At 61.4% G+C, this 19,442-nt stretch carries 16 protein-coding genes and 2 pseudogenes; 7 read left to right on the top strand and 11 right to left on the bottom strand.

The window, feature by feature from the left end:
* Positions 1–116 precede the first annotated feature (116 nt).
* Positions 117–635 (top strand): annotated as a pseudogene (locus NKH12_RS18755) (GumC family protein); the annotation flags it as partial.
* Positions 636–660: 25 nt separating this feature from the next.
* Here NKH12_RS18755 and NKH12_RS18750 read toward each other — a convergent pair.
* Entirely contained in the window at positions 661–1,890 is a 1,230-nt protein-coding gene (locus NKH12_RS18750; protein ID WP_352954494.1) for a GNAT family N-acetyltransferase, read from the bottom strand.
* Between the two features lie 91 nt (positions 1,891–1,981).
* On the opposite strand from NKH12_RS18750, the gene NKH12_RS18745 reads away from it, so the two are divergent.
* From NKH12_RS18745 to NKH12_RS18735, 3 genes are all read left to right on the top strand, one after another.
* Positions 1,982–3,037, top strand: a complete 1,056-nt coding sequence (locus NKH12_RS18745) for a polysaccharide deacetylase family protein (RefSeq protein ID WP_352954493.1) — start codon at positions 1,982–1,984, stop codon at positions 3,035–3,037.
* Between the two features lie 328 nt (positions 3,038–3,365).
* Entirely contained in the window at positions 3,366–6,773 is a 3,408-nt protein-coding gene (locus tag NKH12_RS18740) for an AAA family ATPase (RefSeq protein WP_352954492.1), read from the top strand.
* Between the two features lie 46 nt (positions 6,774–6,819).
* Entirely contained in the window at positions 6,820–7,359 is a 540-nt protein-coding gene (locus NKH12_RS18735; protein WP_352954491.1) for a nuclear transport factor 2 family protein, read from the top strand.
* A gap of 407 nt (positions 7,360–7,766) precedes the next feature.
* On the opposite strand, the gene NKH12_RS18730 is transcribed toward NKH12_RS18735, so the two are convergent.
* The 6 genes from NKH12_RS18730 to NKH12_RS18705 form a co-directional block, all read right to left on the bottom strand.
* The gene (locus NKH12_RS18730) at positions 7,767–8,261 is read right to left on the bottom strand and encodes a hypothetical protein (protein WP_352954490.1); all 495 of its coding nucleotides are present in this window, start codon (positions 8,259–8,261) and stop codon (positions 7,767–7,769) included.
* Positions 8,258–8,884: a class I SAM-dependent methyltransferase gene (locus NKH12_RS18725; protein WP_352954489.1), complete on the bottom strand. Its 627-nt coding sequence runs from the start codon at positions 8,882–8,884 to the stop codon at positions 8,258–8,260. The genes NKH12_RS18730 and NKH12_RS18725 overlap by 4 nt, the downstream gene beginning before the upstream one ends.
* 211 nt (positions 8,885–9,095) lie before the next feature.
* Positions 9,096–10,655 carry a hypothetical protein gene (locus NKH12_RS18720; RefSeq protein ID WP_352954488.1) on the bottom strand — a complete coding sequence of 520 codons (1,560 nt, stop codon included), beginning with the start codon at positions 10,653–10,655 and terminating at the stop codon, positions 9,096–9,098.
* A 110-nt stretch (positions 10,656–10,765) separates the two neighbouring features.
* Positions 10,766–11,224: a hypothetical protein gene (locus tag NKH12_RS18715; protein WP_352954487.1), complete on the bottom strand. Its 459-nt coding sequence runs from the start codon at positions 11,222–11,224 to the stop codon at positions 10,766–10,768.
* Between the two features lie 409 nt (positions 11,225–11,633).
* Positions 11,634–12,455: a hypothetical protein gene (locus NKH12_RS18710; RefSeq protein WP_352954486.1), complete on the bottom strand. Its 822-nt coding sequence runs from the start codon at positions 12,453–12,455 to the stop codon at positions 11,634–11,636.
* Between the two features lie 284 nt (positions 12,456–12,739).
* The gene (locus tag NKH12_RS18705; RefSeq protein WP_023798362.1) at positions 12,740–12,958 is read right to left on the bottom strand and encodes a DUF2842 domain-containing protein; all 219 of its coding nucleotides are present in this window, start codon (positions 12,956–12,958) and stop codon (positions 12,740–12,742) included.
* A gap of 152 nt (positions 12,959–13,110) precedes the next feature.
* Here NKH12_RS18705 and NKH12_RS18700 point away from each other — a divergent pair, with 152 nt between their 5' ends.
* Positions 13,111–14,202 carry a COX15/CtaA family protein gene (locus NKH12_RS18700; protein WP_352954485.1) on the top strand — a complete coding sequence of 364 codons (1,092 nt, stop codon included), beginning with the start codon at positions 13,111–13,113 and terminating at the stop codon, positions 14,200–14,202.
* Here NKH12_RS18700 and NKH12_RS18695 read toward each other — a convergent pair.
* The 3 genes and pseudogenes from NKH12_RS18695 to speB form a co-directional block, all read right to left on the bottom strand.
* A pseudogene (locus NKH12_RS18695) lies at positions 14,192–15,029 on the bottom strand (aminoglycoside phosphotransferase family protein). The gene NKH12_RS18700 and the pseudogene NKH12_RS18695 overlap by 11 nt on opposite strands.
* Complete coding sequence (gene argC, locus NKH12_RS18690; protein WP_352954484.1) at positions 15,030–15,962, bottom strand: N-acetyl-gamma-glutamyl-phosphate reductase; 933 nt, start codon at positions 15,960–15,962, stop codon at positions 15,030–15,032.
* 29 nt (positions 15,963–15,991) lie between these two features.
* Positions 15,992–16,999 (bottom strand): agmatinase, encoded by a 1,008-nt coding sequence (gene speB / locus NKH12_RS18685; protein ID WP_352954483.1) that lies wholly within the window; start codon positions 16,997–16,999, stop codon positions 15,992–15,994.
* 194 nt (positions 17,000–17,193) lie between these two features.
* Here speB and NKH12_RS18680 point away from each other — a divergent pair, with 194 nt between their 5' ends.
* Complete coding sequence (locus NKH12_RS18680; protein ID WP_352954482.1) at positions 17,194–17,373, top strand: hypothetical protein; 180 nt, start codon at positions 17,194–17,196, stop codon at positions 17,371–17,373.
* 52 nt (positions 17,374–17,425) lie between these two features.
* Positions 17,426–18,484, top strand: a complete 1,059-nt coding sequence (locus NKH12_RS18675; protein ID WP_352954481.1) for a glycerophosphodiester phosphodiesterase family protein — start codon at positions 17,426–17,428, stop codon at positions 18,482–18,484.
* 475 nt (positions 18,485–18,959) lie between these two features.
* On the opposite strand, the gene rpsI is transcribed toward NKH12_RS18675, so the two are convergent.
* On the bottom strand, positions 18,960–19,442 hold the full coding sequence (rpsI, locus tag NKH12_RS18670) for a 30S ribosomal protein S9 (RefSeq protein ID WP_027155304.1): 483 nt from the start codon (positions 19,440–19,442) through the stop codon (positions 18,960–18,962).

Raw genomic sequence — 19,442 nt, 5'->3', positions numbered from 1 at the left:
TATGCTGGGTCGGCGCGGCGCGGGCGCCCCCCCGTGTGGGGGGGGGTTATCGCCACTGGGGGGGGAAAAATGTTTCCCCCCCGGGGGGGGGGGCGGCGATGCGGGTGCGGGGGTAGGGCGACGAAGCGGCCGCCTCGTCGGTGCTGGTGGCGCGTGAGGTCTCCGACGCCGGCCTGCGTGTGCTGCTGCTCGATCTCACCGCTTCGGGCGCTGCCTCGCGGCCGATGCTGGACAGCGGGCTGTTCCCGGGCATCACCAATCTGCTCGCCTCCGAAGCGCAGTTCAGCGACGTGATCCATCCCGATCTCTATTCGGACTGCCACGTCATTCCCGTCGGCACCGCCGATCCGGTCCGCGCCATGCGCGCCGCCGACCGGCTGCCGATCATCATGCAGTCGCTGACCACCGCCTACGATCTGGTCGTGATCGAATGCGGACCCGCCGATGCGCAAGGCATCAGCCGCCTTGTGGGCGAGGGCACCGAGGTTTTCCTGTCGCTGCTGGAGCCGGACGACGAGATCGCGCAGGCTGCAGTCGAGCTGATCGAGAGCGGCTATCCCGACCTGACGCTGGTGACGCCGGTCGGTTATCAGACGCCAGGAACGCCGGTACCCGGACGGCGCTCCGCCGCCTGAGACGTCCCGGACGTCTCGGCAGCGGTCAGCTGTCATCTTCGCCCGCCGCAGGTGCTGCCTGTCCGACCGTCTTGCGGCGCAGCATCTTGGTCAGCTTCCAGATCGTCGGGCTGTTCTTGACGAAGGTTTTCAGGCGCGCGCCTTGCCGCAGGACAAACACCAGCGCGCGGCCCTTGATCGTCAGCGGAATCAGGACCTCGAAATGCTGGGTCTCGATATCGCACCACAGCCGCTTGTAGGGTTCGTCGCCGACCGAGAAATCATAGACATCGAACCCGCTCTCGCAGGCTTCCTCGATGTTGTCGAAGAACAGGAAGTCGCCGGGGCTGGCATGGGCGACGTCGTCGTCGGCGATCGCTCCGAACTCGCAGATCAGGCGTTTTCCCGAGCGGCTCGATCCGGTGACGGCGCGAAGCTTGCCGGCGACTTCGAGCCCATGCAACACGAAGGACGGCTTGTCGTCGGAAAGCGCCTCGACGAACAACGCGCGGAAGAAAGCACGAACCTCCGGCTCACCGAAGACGTTGACGATGCCCATCTTACGGAAGCGGAGCTCCTTCATCTCGAAAAACGCGTCGAGCAGTCTGTTCACCTCGTCCGCTGTCTGGGCCTCAATGCGGCGGTGGCTGCCGACGGCTTCTAACTTGCGCGCCTGCGAGCGGTGCCTCTTGCGCCTGCGCTTGCCGCTCGCGCGGGAGAGCAGTGCATCAAAACCTCCCGCCAAGTCGACGGCCAGCGACAGATTGGGGCTTGGAAAATGCGGGAAGGATAGAAGCGGATTGGCAACGCCGTCGAGATCGGGCAGCAGCCGTTCCAGCGCGATGAGGTCGATGTCCGGCCGCGCCCTGGCGACCGCCACCAGCATCGGGCGGATTGCCGCGCCATTCGCCCTAGTCAGCCAATGCGGGTCGGCGGCGGCGAAATTGCCATTGGCATGGCGGCCGCCCATGAAACGGGCGACGCGGAACCGGCCGCTGCTGGTGACTTCCAGTGCCAACGAAAAAACCGGCCCGCCGTCAGCGCTCAGGGTCACTACGCCGGTGTCCGCTTCGGCATATCTGGCCCAGTTCAGGATCCAGGCCGGGCTCTGCGCCGGCGCGAACAGCGCCGAACGGCAGGATTCGGCATAGGCCACAAGTGCGGCACCGTCGGCAACCGAGACCGACAGGCCGGCATGATCCGCAGGCACCGCGCGCGGCGCCGCCTCCATCGCTTCGAGCCGATTGCCGTCAAATGACGCGGTGGCGTCAACCATACCTCAATCCTTTAGGGGGTATTCACCGCGATTGGGGGCGCGCATAGGCGCATTCCGTGCTTGGATGAGCCTAGGCGCAAAAGGTGAATGAATGATCGACGGGGGCGAGGCACTCCGGAAACTGGCGCTCAACGTCGTCCGCTATACCGGTCTTGCCCCGCTGGCCAAGCCGTTCGTCGGCGGCATCGGCGCCATCCTGATGCTGCACCGGGTCACCGCCACTCCGGAAAAGCCTGATAGCGTCAACCGGCATCTCAATATCGCGCCTGAGTTCCTCGATGCCGTGATCGCCGACATGAAGGCGCACGGCTATACATTCGTCACGCTGGACGAGGCGATCGAACGCATCAAGGCTGGCGGCAAGGGTGGCCAGTTCGCGGCGATCACCGCCGACGACGCCTACCGCGACAACATGACCGAGGCACTGCCGGTGCTGGAAAAGCACGGTGCGCCGGTCACCATCTATGTCGCGCCGGGGCTGATAAACGGCACCGCCGATCTATGGTGGGAGGTGGTCGAGGACATCGTCAGCGCGCGGGACCGGTTGAGTCTGACAACGCCGAACGGTCCCGCGACGATCGACTGCTCGACCCCGGGTAAGAAACTCCAGGCCTTTGCGCGCCTGCACGACTATCTGACGCTGGAGGTCCGCGAGGAGAATCAGCGCGCGGTGCTGCGCGAATTGGCGCGGTCGAACGGTATCGAGTTGGGCGCGCGCCAGAGCATGTTGATGAACTGGGACGAGATCCGCGCCGTAGCGGGGCATCCGCTGGTGACGATCGGCGCACACACGGTCAATCATCGCAATCTGAAGCGGCTTTCCGAAGCCGATGCGCGACACGAGGTCGACGACGTCAGGCGCATATTGCAGGCCGAACTCGGCGAGGCGCCGCGCCATTTCGCCTATCCCTATGGCTATGCCAGCGCGGTTGGCGACCGCGAAGTCGGCTTTGCTCGCGACGCCGGTTATGCCTCGGCGGTGACGACACGCCACGGCGTGCTGCGCGCCGACCATGCCGGCTTCCTGCAAGCGCTGCCGCGTATTTCGGTCAACGGTCGCTATCAGAGCGTTGCCCATATCCGCACGATGCTGTCGGGCGTGACGACACCCCTGGCCAATGCCGGCAAGATGCTTGTCACCATCTAGTGGTGAAAGTCTGACACTCCGGTGGACGGCAAGAACCGAGCTCCTGCGGGCATCCCTGATGGGAGGTCAAGGGAACGTCGTGACCCTTTCGCGACCTTGGCGCGGGCGTGGTTTAAGGACAGCTGTGGGGATCTGCCGTTCGTTCCAGCGATCTGAAATTCGGCAGGGTTCAAAAGACCGCACGGTTGATCGCCTACCTCGCTAACACGCCAGCCGCCAGAAGCCCGTCGGCCACAACTTCCATGACGTTGCATGGGACCCCCGTTTGTGGAAGTCTGGCGGATGTTGGCGAAGGAGCCCTCCGGCGTCTCCACCGCGGAAGTGGGACATGAACATTGAGGAGTGGCTGCGCAGCTTAGGGCTGCAGCAATACGGCACGGCCTTTCGTGAGAACAACGTCGAGGCCGAAGTGCTCATGCGGCTGACGGCCGAGGATCTCAAGGACATCGGCGTCAGTTCGGTAGGGCACCGCCGGAAGCTTCTGGAGGCTATCGCCGAGCTGCGGGAAAGTTCCTCGGCAATCTCAGCTGAAGGTGTCAAAGCGTTGACTCAAGTCGCTGAACTTGCGTCGGCGCCGGCGTCCCCAACCGGTGCCGAGCGGCGGCAGCTGACCGTGATGTTCGCTGATCTGGTCGGCTCTACCGCGATTTCGGCTCGGGTCGATCCCGAGGAGATGAGTGAGATCATCCGAGGCTACCAGAATTGTTGCGCAGGCGAGATTACCCGCTTCGAGGGACACATTGCGAAATTCATGGGCGATGGTGTGCTGGCATATTTCGGCTGGCCACGGGCGCATGAAGATGATGCCGAGCGGGCGGTGCGCGCAGGCTTGGCGGTTGTCAGTTCAGTGGCGCAACTGCGGGCGCCGGATGGCAAGCCGCTTGCGGGCCGGGTGGGGATCGCGACGGGTCTCGTGGTGGTCGGTGAGCTTGTCGGCGACAAGGAAGCGCGCGAGCGGGCGGTGGTCGGCGAGACGCCGACCTTGGCCTCGCGACTGCAGGACTTGGCCCGACCTGGCAGGGTAATTGTCGCCGAGAGCACACGACATCTGCTGGGCGATCTGTTCGAGTTGGAGGATCTGGGACCACAGGTTCTGAAGGGCTTCGAAACGGCCTTGAAAGCCTTTTCCGTCAGAGGCGAGGGCCGGGCCGAAAGCCGCTTCGAGGCATTCCACACCGGCGCGCTGACGAAGCTCATTGGCAGCGAGCAGGAGCTGGCTCTGCTTCTGGAACGCTGGTCGCGGGCGGAGGACGGTGAAGGACAGGTGATCCTCCTCTCCGGGGAGCCGGGGATTGGCAAGTCGCGCATTGTGCGCGCCCTGCGCGAGCAGTTGGCCAACGAATCGTACATCCCGCTCAGCAATTACTGCTCGCCGTACCACACCAACAGTGCGCTTTATCCGGTGGTCGGACTTTTGGAGCGGGCGGCGCATTTCGACCGTGATGACACCGCAGAGATGAAGCTCGATAAACTTGAAACTCTGCTCGCTCGGGGCGGAGAGCAGGACCGGGAGGCGGCGCAAGTGCTGGCCGCTCTGCTTGCGATCCCAACTGAAACACGCTACCCGCCAATCGATCTGCCACCACAGCGCATCAAGCAGCGCACACTGGAAATCTTGGTCGAGCAGCTCGCCGGCCTCGCCAAGCAGAAGCCTGCGTTGGCCGTATACGAGGATGTGCATTGGATCGATCCTTCGACACTAGAGCTGCTGGGCTTGGTAATTGAGCGGGTCCAGCGTCTGCCGGCACTGGTTCTGATCACCTTCCGGCCGGAATTCAGCCCACCCTGGACCAGCCATGCCCATGTGACCCAGCTCTCGCTTTCTCGTCTCACGCGACGGCACGGCGCAGCCGTGGCTCTCCGCGTCACCGGCGGCAAGGCGCTACCGCGCGAGGTTCTGGACCAGATCATGGCGCGAACTGACGGGGTTCCGCTATTCGTTGAGGAGCTGACCAAGACAGTCCTGGAGTCAGGCCTTTTGCGGGAGGTCGGCAATCATTTCGAGTTGACCGGAACTCTCCCGCCGCTGGCAATCCCGGCTACGCTGCACGACTCGCTAATGGCACGCCTCGATCACCTGGCGCCGGTCAAGGAGGTGGCGCAGATCGGGGCTGTAATCGGCCGCGAATTCTCGCACCATCTGCTGGCCGCCGTGGCGCCGCACGACGAAGGCAAACTGCAGGACGCTTTGGCCCAGCTCTGCAGGTCCGAGCTGATCTATTGCCGCGGTGCGCCGCCGGAAGCGACCTACAGCTTCAAGCATGCGCTCGTGCAGGATGCGGCGTATTCCAGCCTTCTTAAAACTCGGCGGCAGCAGATGCACGCGCGCATCGCCGCGGCTCTTGAAGAGCGTGTGGCAGCGGGTTCCGAGGCTTTGCCGGAGATCATTGCCCATCACTGCACCGAGGCAGGCCTCAGCGAACGGGCAGTCAGCTACTGGTGGCAAGCCGCGCAATCGGCAATCCAGCGCTCTGCAATTTTGGAGTCGATCGCACACCTGGAAAATGGGCTAAGACTTGTCCGCACGCTACCTGACACTCAGGAGCGCGTCCGCCTGGAGCTGGATATGCAGGTGGCGTTGGGAACCGCCTTTATGGCGGCCAAAGGTTGGTCGTCGCCGGCCACCGCAGCGGCGTTCGCCCGAGCCGAGGAGTTGTGCGAGCGAGTGGACGACATCACTCTGCGCAGCGTGGCCGATTACGGCCGGTATCTCGTCTATCTCCTGCGTGGTCAACTCGATGCTGCACTGGCAACGACGACATCGATGCTGCGCAGGGCGGAATGCGACTGCGATCGGGCCACAATCATGATCGCACACCGGTGCGTCGGCATCACGTCGGTGCACCGGGGAGATTTTGATGCCGGACGCAAGCATATGGAGGCGTCGTTGGCGCTGTACGATCCGAACGAGCACGCCGCGCTTGCCTATCGATTCGCCTATGATCCCCGTATCGCAAACCTTTGCTATATCGCCCACGCGCTGCTGCACCTCGGTTATCCCGATCAAGCATTCGAGAAATACGCCGAGTTGTTGCAGGCTATAAGACACCACCGGCACAGTCCATCCGCGGCGTTCGGCCTGTTCCAATCGGCCCTGTTTTGCACTTATTCGAGAGATCTCGGCGCCTATAAGCGCGACAGCAACTTTGGCGCGGATGAGGCCATTGTCGACGAACTGATCTCAATCAGTACGGAGCACGGTTTCTCACTTTGGCGTACAGCAGGGGTCATTCTCAAGGGTTGGGTTCTGATCCAGGCGGGTGAGTCGGATAGCGGTCTTGCTCAAATGCGTGACGGCATAGTCGAATGGCGTGGGCACGACGCGAAGCTTTTTGTGCCACGCTGGCTGCTCATGCTCGCCGGCGCCCTCAGCAGGCTTGGCAACCCACGCGCGGCACTCGACAGGATCGAGGAAGGGCTCGCATTGATCACCGAGACCAACGAGCGGTGGAACGAGACTGAGTTGCACCTCCGCAAGGGCGAACTGCTCCTGGACTTGAATGCCCACGAGAAGGCCGAGGCTTCCTTCCTGCACGCGCTTACCGTGGCCCAACATCAACGCGCCAAGCTTTGGGAGCTGCGAGACGCCACATCTCTAGCCCGACTCTGGGCCCAGGGAAACGAGCGGCAAAGGGCTCACGACCTTCTCGCATCGGTTTGCGGCTGGTTCACAGAGGGCTTCGCGACGCCGGACATCAAGGAAGCGAGGACGTTTCTCGATCTTGTAGAATCCTGATCTGCCGTTTGGACAATCTGCTGCAGTCAACAACCTCAGGGAGGAGATGATGACGTTCCATTCACTCAGGACACGGGAAAAATTACACCTAGCTCGGATTTCGGCGGCGGTGCTGATCGCAATCAGCTTGTCTGCCCTCGCTGTCGCTGCGGCGGAAGCGGCAAATGTAGCGCAAGCGGCAAAGAAATTCTTCGACGCTTACCGCGATCGGAAAGTAGACGCCATGACCACTCTTTTTACCGAGAATGCCACGTTCGTCTACGTGCCTTTCGGTGACGCTGGTTCCGGCAATGTCCTCAAAGATGGCGTGCCAGTCTGGCGGACCCTGATCGATGCTTTCCCTGACCTGCGCAACGAGGTTAGCACAATCTGGGAGGATAAGAGCGGTGACGTTGCCTTCGTGGATGTTCACATCGGCGGAAAGCAGACTAAGGACGCGTTTGGTATCACAAACAAAGGCAAGGAGTATTGGTTGCGCCATCTGTTCATTCTGGAAACTAACGAGGAAGGCCGGATCATCAAGATCACGAGCTTTTGGGACAACGCTACTTGGTACACTCAGCTCGGCAAGACCAGCCTGGAGTGATCTGTTGCGCTCGAATGAGCCAATAACCACCCCGGCCGAAACGGCGCGATTCATCCACCCAGGAAGCCGCGCGGGGTCGCTCGTCCCGAAGTAGCGCGTCAAGTCCTATCACTAGATGTCTGGATTAAGCGCGGATCACGATTTTCGCAAGTGAGACCACGACGGTCTTGATATGGCGCCGCCTGCGCGTTCCGATCGGCGACACGGAAGGCAGAAAACCACCCTGAGCTGCCCTACGCGCGGGTGGCAAACGTCAGGCTTCACCATCTGGCGGCGGCGAGCGAGCCTCAGTTCTTCGGCCGCGGTGGTTCCAGGATGCCCATGGCCGGCAGAGCATGCCGCTGAGCAGGAAGAACAGGAATGCGCCCACGGTCCCGCCAGTTGGGCCACGATCGATGCTTGCATGGCTATTTCCCGAGGACTTCCAGCGTGTCAGCGACGAAGCTCCAGCCGTCCTGCGTGACCACGAATTCAGCGCTCTCGTCGACGGCCAGGTAGCCCTTCTTGACGAGCGCACCCGCGACCCAGACGTCCGGCCGGAAATAGGTCCCGTGCATCTCGATGCCGCGCAGCGGGATGCGTCCGCCGGAGAAGACGAGGTAGGCCATGAACAGCGCCGCGTGCGCGGTGTCCCTCTTCGAGTCATTGTTGTCTTGACCCCAGTTGCCGTAGTCGGCGAGGTCCTCGTAGGGGAATTGGTTAAAACTCTTCGCCGAAGAGGGCTTGCCGTCGATGGCGACCGCCAGCGCGTCGATGATCCTCTCCGCAGTGTCCCTCTCGATGTCTAGTCTAGCATGTCTTGCTACCCCTTGTCGCTGTCGCCGCCGCCAGCGTGTCTCGATGTAGCACAACATGGAGGCATCCCGAATGCTGACCTTCTCCGCAAGGTCTGTGTGCGTCACGCCCGACTCGCCCGAACGCTCAGCCACCGATCATCGGGCTTTCCGATGCACCGACGTACCTCGCTGACGATCCAGCCGGCGTCTGTGAGTGCCGACCGCAGGGCAGACTCGCGCCAGTAGGTCTCGACGTAGCGCCGAGGCGCTGCAGTGCTGCCGTGTGTGGACACATCCTCGCCATCGCCCTCTCTAACCGAGGCGTGCAGTCGGCCACCGGTCCGGGTCGTCTTGGCAAGCCGTCCAAGCACCGTGCCGAAATCCTCACGCGCGACGTGAATCAGGCAGGCACAGGCCCAGATCCCGTCGTACGGCGTGCCGGGACGCTGCGGGTCGGCCAAGTCGTCGGTCAGCGGGTCCAACAGGTCGGCCTCGAAGCCACTCTCGCGAAGCAGTTCGACGAAACCCTTCGAAATGTCGGTGCGCCGGACACTAATCCCTCGCTTCTCAAGTTCAAGTGCATCTCGCCCGCCACCGCTTCCGATCTCCAGCACCCTGCCCGAGCCACCCAGCTGGGTCACGAACGCATCGATCTCGGTCGCGACCCATTCGGGCATCGCCGCGGCCTCGGCAGCGTACTCCGCCGCGACCGTATCATAGGACCGCACGGTGTCCCGGTCGGTGCTCATCCTAGCGCTCCTCCTTCAAGGACAAGAGGCCGATGAGCGAGAGGCCCATCAGCCCATTGCGCCCTCACACTTTCGGTAGTTGGTGACATCGCGGGCGATTTGCTTCCCAGCATTAGCAGAAGTACGATCTGAGACACTACCGATTGCCCATGGCTGCCGGGCGGCAATGCGCCTGATATAGGCCATAGCGACCAGTTTTCGCTTTTCACTACTAGTGCGTTCGGCGGTGACGGACGAAGTAGCCCTCCTTTTCGAGGTCGATCCCCGTCAGCCCATCAACCAGCGCACGAAAACGGTTCTCCGTTTCTTGGCCGTTCGACGACGACTTCTTCTCGATCAGCGCGGTGAGCAACTCTGCCAACTCATTCCGCAAGGCAAGCTCCTCCTCGAAGCCGGGCTCCGGCAACTTTGGCTCAGTGCAAAGTATCTCAAACAGTTTTTGCCGTCTCCATGGCAGGTTCCAATCGCGGAGCGCCGGAGAGATGTGCCCATTTTCGTCAATATGAACGAAGCCGCGGCTGTTGGGCCACTTGATTTCCCTACCGGCGACGTGCCCCACCGTCTTGCCGTTAGAGAACGCGTGGCAGCCCCCGCATGTAATCGCCCCCGCCCTTGCCAGGGTCTCGTTTGATGAGACGCCTCTCTGTAAGAGGCCCAACTGGGAAAGTGCTGCATCAATTCTCTGCTTGATCCCTGAGGCTTCCAGCTGAGGATTGTCCTCAGAATCCGAAGATATGTTCTGGAATTCGTTGAACCGGTTATCGATGTCGGCACCGAACTCGTTCAACAGAGTACTCTTGTAGGCCGCTATCGCTGCATCGTCGTCTGGCACAGCCGGTAATGTAAGCTCGGGACTGAAAAATTGAGGCAGGTAGTGATCAATAAAGGCCTGCTGATAGGCTAGGCGTTGCTGCTCCTGCGCTTTCCGGTCTATCGCGCCGTTAGTGTCGTCGCGGTAAAATTCTGCCAAGGCATTTTTCTTCACGGTCTCGACCCGGAAGGCCGCGCCAAAGGTGTTGGAAGGAGGCACAATCTTCCATTCACGCAACTGCCAATGCTCAGGGCCGTTAAGCGTAGCGTTGCCGCGGACTTGCCCGTCCGGTATGCCGTAGTTCCGTGCCAACACCGCGGCGTCAAAGCCTGCACCTAGGCCGTCGTAGTAGAAAGCCTCGAGATCGGCAGCCATTTGCTCCTCGGATTTTCCAGACAGACCGCTCCAGAACTCGGCGACTGGCATACAACCCGCGATCCCGCGCTTGCGTTCAGGATTGGGTAGCACCGCCTCAAAGTTGAGGAAGAAGCTCCCTGACCCTCCTGTCTGCAATGGATACTTCATTGCGTAGACGATCCGGTACTCGCCGCAGTTCGCCCCGTCGCGCGGGGCGAGGTCCAGGCGATTGACGAGAGCCACGGGTCGTAACCCGGAATTAGCATCCAAGAGCCTGTCAGCGGTCGGTATATTATTGTCCTGCTGCTTCTCGATCGCCATGGGCAGCATGCTGATGGGATTGTTCTGCCGGTCAATGTCGTAGGTATCGAGGAGAGTTTGCACGAAGCCGATGCGATTGGCAGCTGGGTCAACATTGAGGCTCGCGAGAATAGCATCGACGGTGCGCACGAAACTAAAATCGGCCTTCAAGAAGAAGGCAGGCGAAATTCGCGATCTAACGATCAAAGATTTTTCAGTAACGACTTGATCGAGGCTCCCAGGGCATAGTTTTTCGCGAGCAGCCGTTTCCGAAGGGATACTACCGAAGAAAAGCGCCGCCAAGGCTCCGGCAATGCTTCGACCTCTCATCACTCCACCTTCGATGAGCAGGCCACAGGCTCCGCAACGACGGAAGTTGCACCGGTGTGCCGTTTCCAGCGCTGACGCATTTGCTATCTGCAACGGGTCAGAAGCATCAGCCCGAAAAGGAAGTTCCTTGCCCTGACTGGATCTTTCTCGTCCTCCACGATCTCAACGATCGCAGTTACGTATTTGTCCAGATAGGCGATGTCTGGCGCCTCATTCCCGCTTGTCCATTGCTTAGGCAACGAAATGTTGTGCTTCGACTTTGCAGTCTTCTTCTGCAAATCCTCTCTTATCTCAACCAGACAATTTTCATGGTCAATAGATTCCGAAGAACCACCAATCACCAGGTGAGTAACATCGCATTTCCGTCCCTTCGAATCTGTACCCGCATGTTGCTGCACCAGATCCGCCCGGTCGTCGTCTTGAGCACCGATGAACGCCTTAAAGTTGCTATCGTTTAAGATCGCGTTCTGAACGAAATTGGAGTATCCATCTCTGCTCGGACGCGTTGAATCGTCGTTGTCCTTAATGTATAGCCGTGCCATAAGCTTGCCTCCTATCCTACCCTCTGTATTCTATGCGACAGACTAACGTATCTGCAAGTGACACGATGTGGAGTGAATTCCCTTGGGTTGCATCACCAAGATCTGAGAAATTCATACGCTCGATAGGGCTTGAAAGCTCATGAAATCGCCGGACCCATAGCGTCGGCATTGCAATTCAAATTGTAGCTCTGCCAGTGGCTTCATCGGCCGTCGCGATGCCCGGCGCAAGTATAGCGTCTCCGCTAACCTCATCCAGTTTTGGCTGACACAGTTCGATCGGGGCGAACTGAAACGCGCTCTATAGCGGACCGACGGCTTTCGATCCCAAAGCTCGCAATACGCCTTTTTTCAGCGACCAAGTCGTCAACTACGAAGCGCAATCATTTTTGGCCCGACTTAGCGACCGAGATCAGGAAATGATTAATTCGAGCCAGTCAACGATTCGTTCGACTAGTGGCGTGATATAAGCAAGCGCCATCTGTAGATAATCAGATATCGAAGAGTAGGCGGTCTCTGCCCCAACCTCAACCAACTTCGCAGCCACTGCCAGCGACACAAACTTACCGACGCCCATCAGGACTTTCGTAGCTTTTGACAAGCGTGACGCGTCGGGCGCCGTCTTGGGTAGTTCCTCACTTATGTCGGAAACGGCCTTTTGGGCTTCGTCGAGTTGATCCTCCAATTCGTAATCTGGAGGCGGATTATTGTGGCCTTGCCCGCCATGCGATGGAAACGGCGACGACGGCCATTTCAAATGGATTTCGAGCCCTTTCAGCTCTTCTTCGATAAGGGCGCGTAGTGCCCGCTCATCATCCGAACCAAAGTGGGGTTGGACGCCGCTCTCAAGCTTCTGCACAACCGCACCAAGCCGTTCCTCCGTAGCGGGAAAATGAGATTGAGTTGCGTCAAATTCGGTTTCCCGGCGAGCCCAATCAGGAGGGTTGTCGCTCTTAAGTGCGTCAACAACCTCTTTGATATGTCTGTAGGGGACGAACTGGCTGAATTCTTCCGTTAAATGACCTTCCGCGGTGAATGGTGGTTGAGCATCAAACCGATAGTCTCCACCACCATAGGTAAGGGATGTATCATTCGGGTGGTCGTAATAGCGCCAGAACCAAGCGAGCATGTATCGTCGCTGCTCGCGCTTCATCGTCTTCCCAAGCTGCGCCCCAGTGAGTCCGTAAGGGTCATCCGGCGTGACATAGCGGAAGGGCTCAGAAGAGTTCGCCATCGCAACAGGAGTCTCTCAGAGAGCTTCGACGTATTCATATAGCGGCAATTCTGATCGTGGAAGGAGCCAGCAATCGAATGGCAGCTATTCGCTCCGTGTAATCCGAAGTAGACAGTCCGCTTCCGGCCCAAACAGGACGTCTGAGTAGTGGTTCGGCAATGACCACTCTTGGCGCTGCCTGCGCGTTCCGGTCGGCGACACGAAGGCGGAAAACCACCCTGAACTGCCCTACACGTCGGGTAGCAAGCGTCAGGCTTTCACCATCCAGCGGCGGCGAGCAAACCTCAATTCTTCGGGCGCGGGGGCTCCAGGATCAGCCATTTGATGATGCCCATAGCCGGCAGAACCCAGAGCATCCCGCTGAGCAGGAAGAACAGGAAATGCGCCCATGGGCCCGATTCCGCCAGCTGGGCAACCGCCACGATCGATGCGACCAGCGCATAGACGATGACCAGCGCCACCAGCAGGATTGTTCCGATCAGCTTTTTCAGGCGAATGGGCATTTCGCGATCCCGTTGATCCCTATCGCTTAGGCCCAACGGGAGAGGCACGCAACAACCAAGAAGCGGCGCGACGGCGTGCCGCGCTGTCCGGTCTTGCCAGCGGGGTTGCGATGGTTCACCAATCCGCGACTGCAACCTGCCGGGACAAGACTATGGCTGTCATATCAGCTGCCGCGCCTTTCGTGGCCCGCGACCGCGACCTGCGCAACCGGGCGCTGGTGCGTGGTTGGCTCTACGTCGTGCTTCTGGTGCTGTTTGTGCTGGTGCTGGTCGGCGGCGCCACCAGGCTCACCGAGTCCGGCTTGTCGATCACCGAATGGAAGCCGATCCACGGCATCATCCCGCCGCTCAACGACGCCGAATGGCAGGAGGAGTTCCAGCGCTACCAGCAGATCCCGCAATATGCCGAGCTCAACGAGGGCATGAGCATCGAAGCGTTCAAATCGATCTTCTGGTGGGAATGGGTGCACCGGATCCTAGCGCGCGGTGTCGGCCTGGTTTTTGCCGTGCCGCTGGTGTTTTTCTGGGCGACACGCCGCATCGAGCGCGGCCTGGGGCTGAAGCTGATCGGCATTCTCTTTCTCGGCGGCCTGCAGGGCGCGATCGGCTGGTGGATGGTGGCGTCGGGGCTGGTCGACCGGGTTTCCGTCAGCCAGTACCGGCTGGCGACGCATCTGACGCTGGCCGCGCTGATCTTCACCGCGACCATGGTGGTCGCGCGTGGATTGGCCCCGCACTCCGAGCCCGCCGCCGACCGTTCGACGCAACGTCTGGCCGGTTTTCTGGTGCTGCTGGCGCTGATCCAGATCTATCTCGGCGGGCTGGTCGCCGGGCTCGATGCCGGCCTGAGCTACAACACCTGGCCGCTGATGGACGGCAAGCTCATCCCCGGCGATCTGTTGATCCTCGAGCCGGCATGGCGCAATTTCTTCGAGAACCCGAAGACGGTTCAGTTCATCCACCGGCTCGGCGCCTACACGATCTTCGTCGCAGCACTTTGGCACATGATCGCGACGCACCGTCGCCAGCCTGAAACAACGCATGCGCGCCGCGCGACGCTGCTGTTTCTGCTGGTGCTGGTGCAGGCCTTGACCGGCATCGGCACGCTGCTGATGCACGTGCCGCTGCACATGGCGCTGACGCATCAGGCAATTGCGCTTGTCCTGCTGGGTTTTGCCGCAGCGCATTGGCGCGGCACCAAGGGCACTTATCCGCTGCCCAACCAGATCGCAGTCAGAGGCTGAGCCGCACCGTCCTGATCGCCGTGGCAATGGATAATTCGCGGCTTTCCTCGATCGCATTGCCGTCTTCGTGATGCCATGACGCCGACAGGCAGCCATAGGCGATGGCATGATCCAGAATGGCTGGCGGCGTTTGGCCGAGCGTCTTGGCGAAGATCGGCCGTGTGGGCAATGCGCCGGGGATCACGGCAAAGATCGTCGCGCTCGAGCGGGTTGTAGAACATGTTCGCCGCATCGAAGTCGGGATCGCCGAGAACGCCCTTCGGATCGATCGCCAGCCAGCCGCGCGGTCCCAGCATGATGTTGTCGTGATGCAGGTCGCCATGCAGCGGCAGCACGTCGACAGGATCGGCCAACAGCCGGTCCGCGGCCGCAGCCGCTTCGACATAGAGGCTCTTTTCGCCGGCGTCGCGATCGATCTTCGCCTTCTTGAACAGGCTGGAAAACCGTACCCGCAGCGGCTGAAGATCCGGTGGGGCAGGGTGGTCGGATGGCGAGAACAGTCTTGCCATCACCTCGGCCGCGATTGCGGTGGCGGCATTGTCTCCCTGCTCCGCGAGAACCTGTGACAGCAAGGTTTCGCCGGCATATTCGAGCAGCATGCAGTGGCCGTCGCGGCCGAGCAGCCGCACTGCGCCTTCGCCGCGCCGCCAGGCGAGGAAATGTTCGCCGCGCAACTCGTCTTCGACGTCGTCGAAAGCTTTGAGGGCCTTGACGATCGCCGGCGAGCCGTCCGCGCGAAAAACCTTCCAGATGCGGCTGCTGAACGTTTCGGCAATCAGTTGTGGCGCGCTGACCTTCCAGCGTTTTGGAAATTCCGGAGCGTCCATTCAGTGCTTGAGGCCGAGCATCAGATCCATGTTCTGCACGGCAGCACCCGAGGCGCCCTTGCCGAGATTGTCGTAGACGGCGAGCAGCAACGCCTGGGCCCTGTCGTCGTTGGCGAAGACATAGAGCTTCATCCGGTTGGTGCCGTTGTAGATTTCGGGATCGATCTCCGGCACGCGCTCAAGATGCACATAGGGCGCCACCTCGACCACGCCGCCATCGATAGCGGCGAAATGGTCGGCGATCGCCGCATGGAGCTCGGCGCCGGTCGGCACGTAGTCGAGGCCGCCGAGCTGCAACGGCACCACGGTAATCATCCCTTGCGCGAAATTGCCGACCGCCGGCTGCATGATCGGGTCATGCGACAGCTTCGCATAGGTCCTGAGCTCCGGCACATGCTTGTGCTGCAGGGTCAGCCCGTAGGGCAGGAATTCCGAGGCATCCTCGCCCTTGGCGACATAGTCCTCGATCATCGGCCGGCCGCCGCCGGAATAGCCCGAAATGCCGTTGACGGTGACCGGAAAATCCGGCGGCAACAGCCCGGCCGCCACCAGCGGCCTGAGCGTCGCGATCGGGCCTTGCGGCCAGCAGCCCGGATTGGCGACGCGCTTCGCCGAAGCGATTTTCCGCGCCTGATCCTTGTCCATTTCGGCGAAACCATATTCCCAGCCCTCGGCCACGCGATGCGCGGTCGAGGCGTCGATGACCCTGGTGGTGTCGTTGGTGATCAGCGAGACGCTTTCTTTCGCGGCTGCGTCCGGCAGGCACAGGATCGCGACATCGGCGGCGTTGAGGAACTCGGCTCTAGCCGCCGCTTCCTTGCGGCGCTCGCTCGGAATGGAGATGATCTCCAGGTCGTCGCGTTCGGCAAGCAGCGCCCTGATCTGGAGACCGGTGGTGCCGTGCTCGCCGTCGATGAAGATTTTCGGTTTCATTGCCTGCCTGAATTCCCTGATATCTAAAGTTATATGCCGCTCGCCTGATTCAATCCGGCAACGACGTGATTGCCGCTGTTCAACTCTTCGAGTCGAGCCTTTCGTTCCGCCAGGAGCCCGAGATAGTGCATGGCCACCGTCGACCCGGCAATTGCCGTTATATCGGCGTGATCATAGGCCGGCGCAACCTCCACGACATCGGCGCCGACGATATCGACCTGATTGATCTGGCGCAGCACCGACAGGATTTTTGCCGAGGACGGCCCGCCGGCGACCGGTGTGCCGGTGCCGGGGGCGAAGGCCGGGTCCAGGCAATCGATATCGAAGGTGACGTAGGCTTTCCTGCCGCCGGTGCGGTCGACGATGGCATAGGCGATATCGGACGCGCGCATGTCCTCGACTTCGTGGCCGTACAGGATCTTGATGCCGAAGGTGTCAGGCGCATGGGTGCGGATGCCGATCTGGATCGAACGGTCGGGGTCGATAATGCCCTCCTTGACCGCACGGCCGACGAAGGAGCCGTGATCGATGCGCTTGCCGTCGTCCGGCCAGGTGTCCTGGTGGGCGTCGAACTGCACCATGGCCAGCGGGCCGTGGATGGCGGCATGCGCCTTGAGCAGCGGCCAGGTGACGAAATGGTCGCCGCCGAGCGATAGCAGGAAGGCGCCGGATTTCAGGATCTTTGCCGCCTCGCGCTCGATCGTCCCCGGCGTCTTCTGATGATTGCCGCTGTCGAGCAGGCAATCGCCATAGTCGACCACGGCGAGATGTTCGAACAGATCGCGCGAAAACGGATACTGCGGATCGTTGTCGAGGATGGTCGAGGCGCGGCGAATCGCCTGCGGCCCGAAACGCGCGCCCGGGCGGTTGGTGACGGCGGCGTCGAAGGGGATGCCCCACACCACCGCGTCCGCGCCCTTCACGTCCTTCGTGTATTTGCGTCGCATGAACGACAGCGCGCCGGCATAGGTCGGCTCGAAGGACGCACCCGTCCTGGCCCGGGCGGTGAAGGCGTGGTCGATGTTGGTGTTCGGCATGAAGCGATCTCCTGTGCGTCGAGGCGCAACCTTATTGGATATAATTCTCAGAAATGCGACCCCTTCCGAGGCCATGGCCATTCCGGGCTCGGTCACAAATTCTTGCTCCCCAGGTGAGCCCGCATGGCAAACCCGGAAATTGCGGGGGTCACTATGAATACGACCGAAAGTAGATCAGACCCCCTCATGGGACGGTGTCGGCCGCAGAGCGGAACAGATATGGACGCGCCAAGCCGGCCACCGACCACCAGGACGGCGGCATCGATCTCGGCAGGCTGATTGCCGGCGACCCGCCGATTACCGTCATGGTTCGAGGTGCTCAGCCGGCGTTCACCCGACTTTCCGGCATTTGCGAAGCCGGCTTCGTTCACTAGGCTGTCACGTGCGTCGCTTAACCGGGTTTCCATCCGGTATGGAGCGATTCTCATGCGAACGACCTGGGTGAACCTTCTGCTTTCCTCCGCCTTGGTGCTCTTCACAGGCTCGGCATCGGCAAGCGAAACACGCGCCAGACAAATTCTCGACCGTTTCGAACACGCCAACCAGTGGCGCGATCATGTGATGGTGGCGGCACACCGCGCCGGCAGCATGCAGGCGCGCAAGACGCTTTATGCGGAGAACTCGATCGCCGCCGTCGAGGCATCGATCGCGCTTGGTGCCGAAATCGTCGAGGTCGACGTCAGGCGCTCGAAGGACGGCCAGTTCGTCGTCATGCATGACAGCTGGCTCGACCGCACGACGAATTGCAAGGGCGAGGTGATTAAGCGCACGCTGGCCGAACTCAAGACCTGCAGACTGGTGATCGAAGGCACCGGCGCCGTCACCGATGAGTTGGTTTCGACGCTGCGCGAGATGCTGATGGCGACCAAGGACAGGATCCTCATCAACATCGACAACAAGCTCGATGTCGACAGCCTGGCCGGCATGATCGCAGTCGCGCGCGACCTGGGCATGGCCGAGCAGGTGATCGTCAAGGAGAACCTGTGGAACCCGGCCAGGATCACCACTGTAAAGGCCGCCATGGGTGCGATCGGCAGCGGTTTCCATTTCATGCCGATCATCGCCGACGACGCGGTTCGTGACGCCGGCTTCGCCGAGAAAGTGAGCGGGATCTTTTCGCCGCGCGCCGTCGAGATCATCAACTGGCGGGCGGGGTCGGAGACGCTGACCGAGACCGGCGGTCCGCTGTTCAGCCCCCGCATGCGCGCGGCGGCGATAAGGGGCGACTGGCACATCTGGGCCAATACCTACGCCATCGTCAACAAGCCGGGCGGCTTCCTTGCCGGCGGTCGCGGCGACGAACTGGCGGTGCTCGCCAGCCTGCCGCGCGAGACCTACGGCTTCTGGGCCGAGCGCGGCGCCACCATCATCCAGACCGACGAGCCGAAAGCGGCGATCGACTGGCTGGCGGCAAACGGTTACCGCGTGCCATATTCTGATGAGGCGCGGCCGGCGGAGCCGGCGAACACTGCAAGCATCAACTAGTTCCTCTGCACAGGGGATTTGGTTCTTTGACTGACGGCCGCGCTGCCGGCCCGCCTGCAGCTGCCAATCTCCAACGTCTGCGATTAACCGTAAGCCCCCGCGCCTTCGTCATTCTAGGGCGAAGCAAGAAGCGAAGCGACGCGGCGTAGACCCTAGGATCCATGCCGTTACCTCAGAGCGTCACGACGGTGCAGAACCTTTGATGGCGGAGCGAGGCGCCCCCCTCTGTCCTGCCGGACATCTCCCCACTCGGGGGGAGATTGGCCGTCACCACCGCCTTCGCGAACCGCCACTGTCGAAGGAGCGAGCGGTGCGCCAAAGCTGCCATCTCCCCCCGAGTGGGGGAGATGTCCGGCAGGACAGAGGGGGGCGCGAGGGATCACTACCATTGAAATGACGTAGGACTTGGTTTGAGTCGGCCAAAAGAAAAGGCCGCCCGGAGGCGGCCTTTCGAATGTCTGAAGCTGTGGAGCGCTTAGCGCTTCGAGAACTGGAACGAGCGGCGGGCCTTCGCTTTGCCGTACTTCTTGCGCTCGACGACGCGGCTGTCACGGGTCAGGAAGCCACCCTTCTTGAGCACGCCGCGTAGCGCCGGCTCGTAATAGGTAAGCGCCTTGGAGATGCCGTGGCGCACTGCACCGGCCTGGCCGGAAAGGCCGCCGCCGATGACGGTGGCGACGATGTCATACTGGCCGGCGCGGTTGGCGGCGATGATCGGCTGGTTGAGGATCATCTGCAGGACCGGACGCGCGAAATATTCGGCGAACACCTTGTCGTTGACGACGATCTTGCCGGAGCCGGGCTTCACCCAGACACGCGCGATGGCGTTCTTGCGCTTGCCGGTGGCATAGGCGCGGCCCGACTTGTCGAGCTTCTGGACATGGACGGGTGCAGCCGGCTGCGTGTTGGTGTTGCCGGTGGCAGTTCCGAGTTCTGCGAGCGAGGAAAGCTCTGCCAT

It is taken from the genome of Mesorhizobium sp. M1322 (assembly GCF_040318085.1).
Lineage (GTDB): Bacteria > Pseudomonadota > Alphaproteobacteria > Rhizobiales > Rhizobiaceae > Mesorhizobium.
Note: the sequence above shows the minus strand (reverse complement) of the source record. Positions and strands in the feature narration are given on the sequence as shown.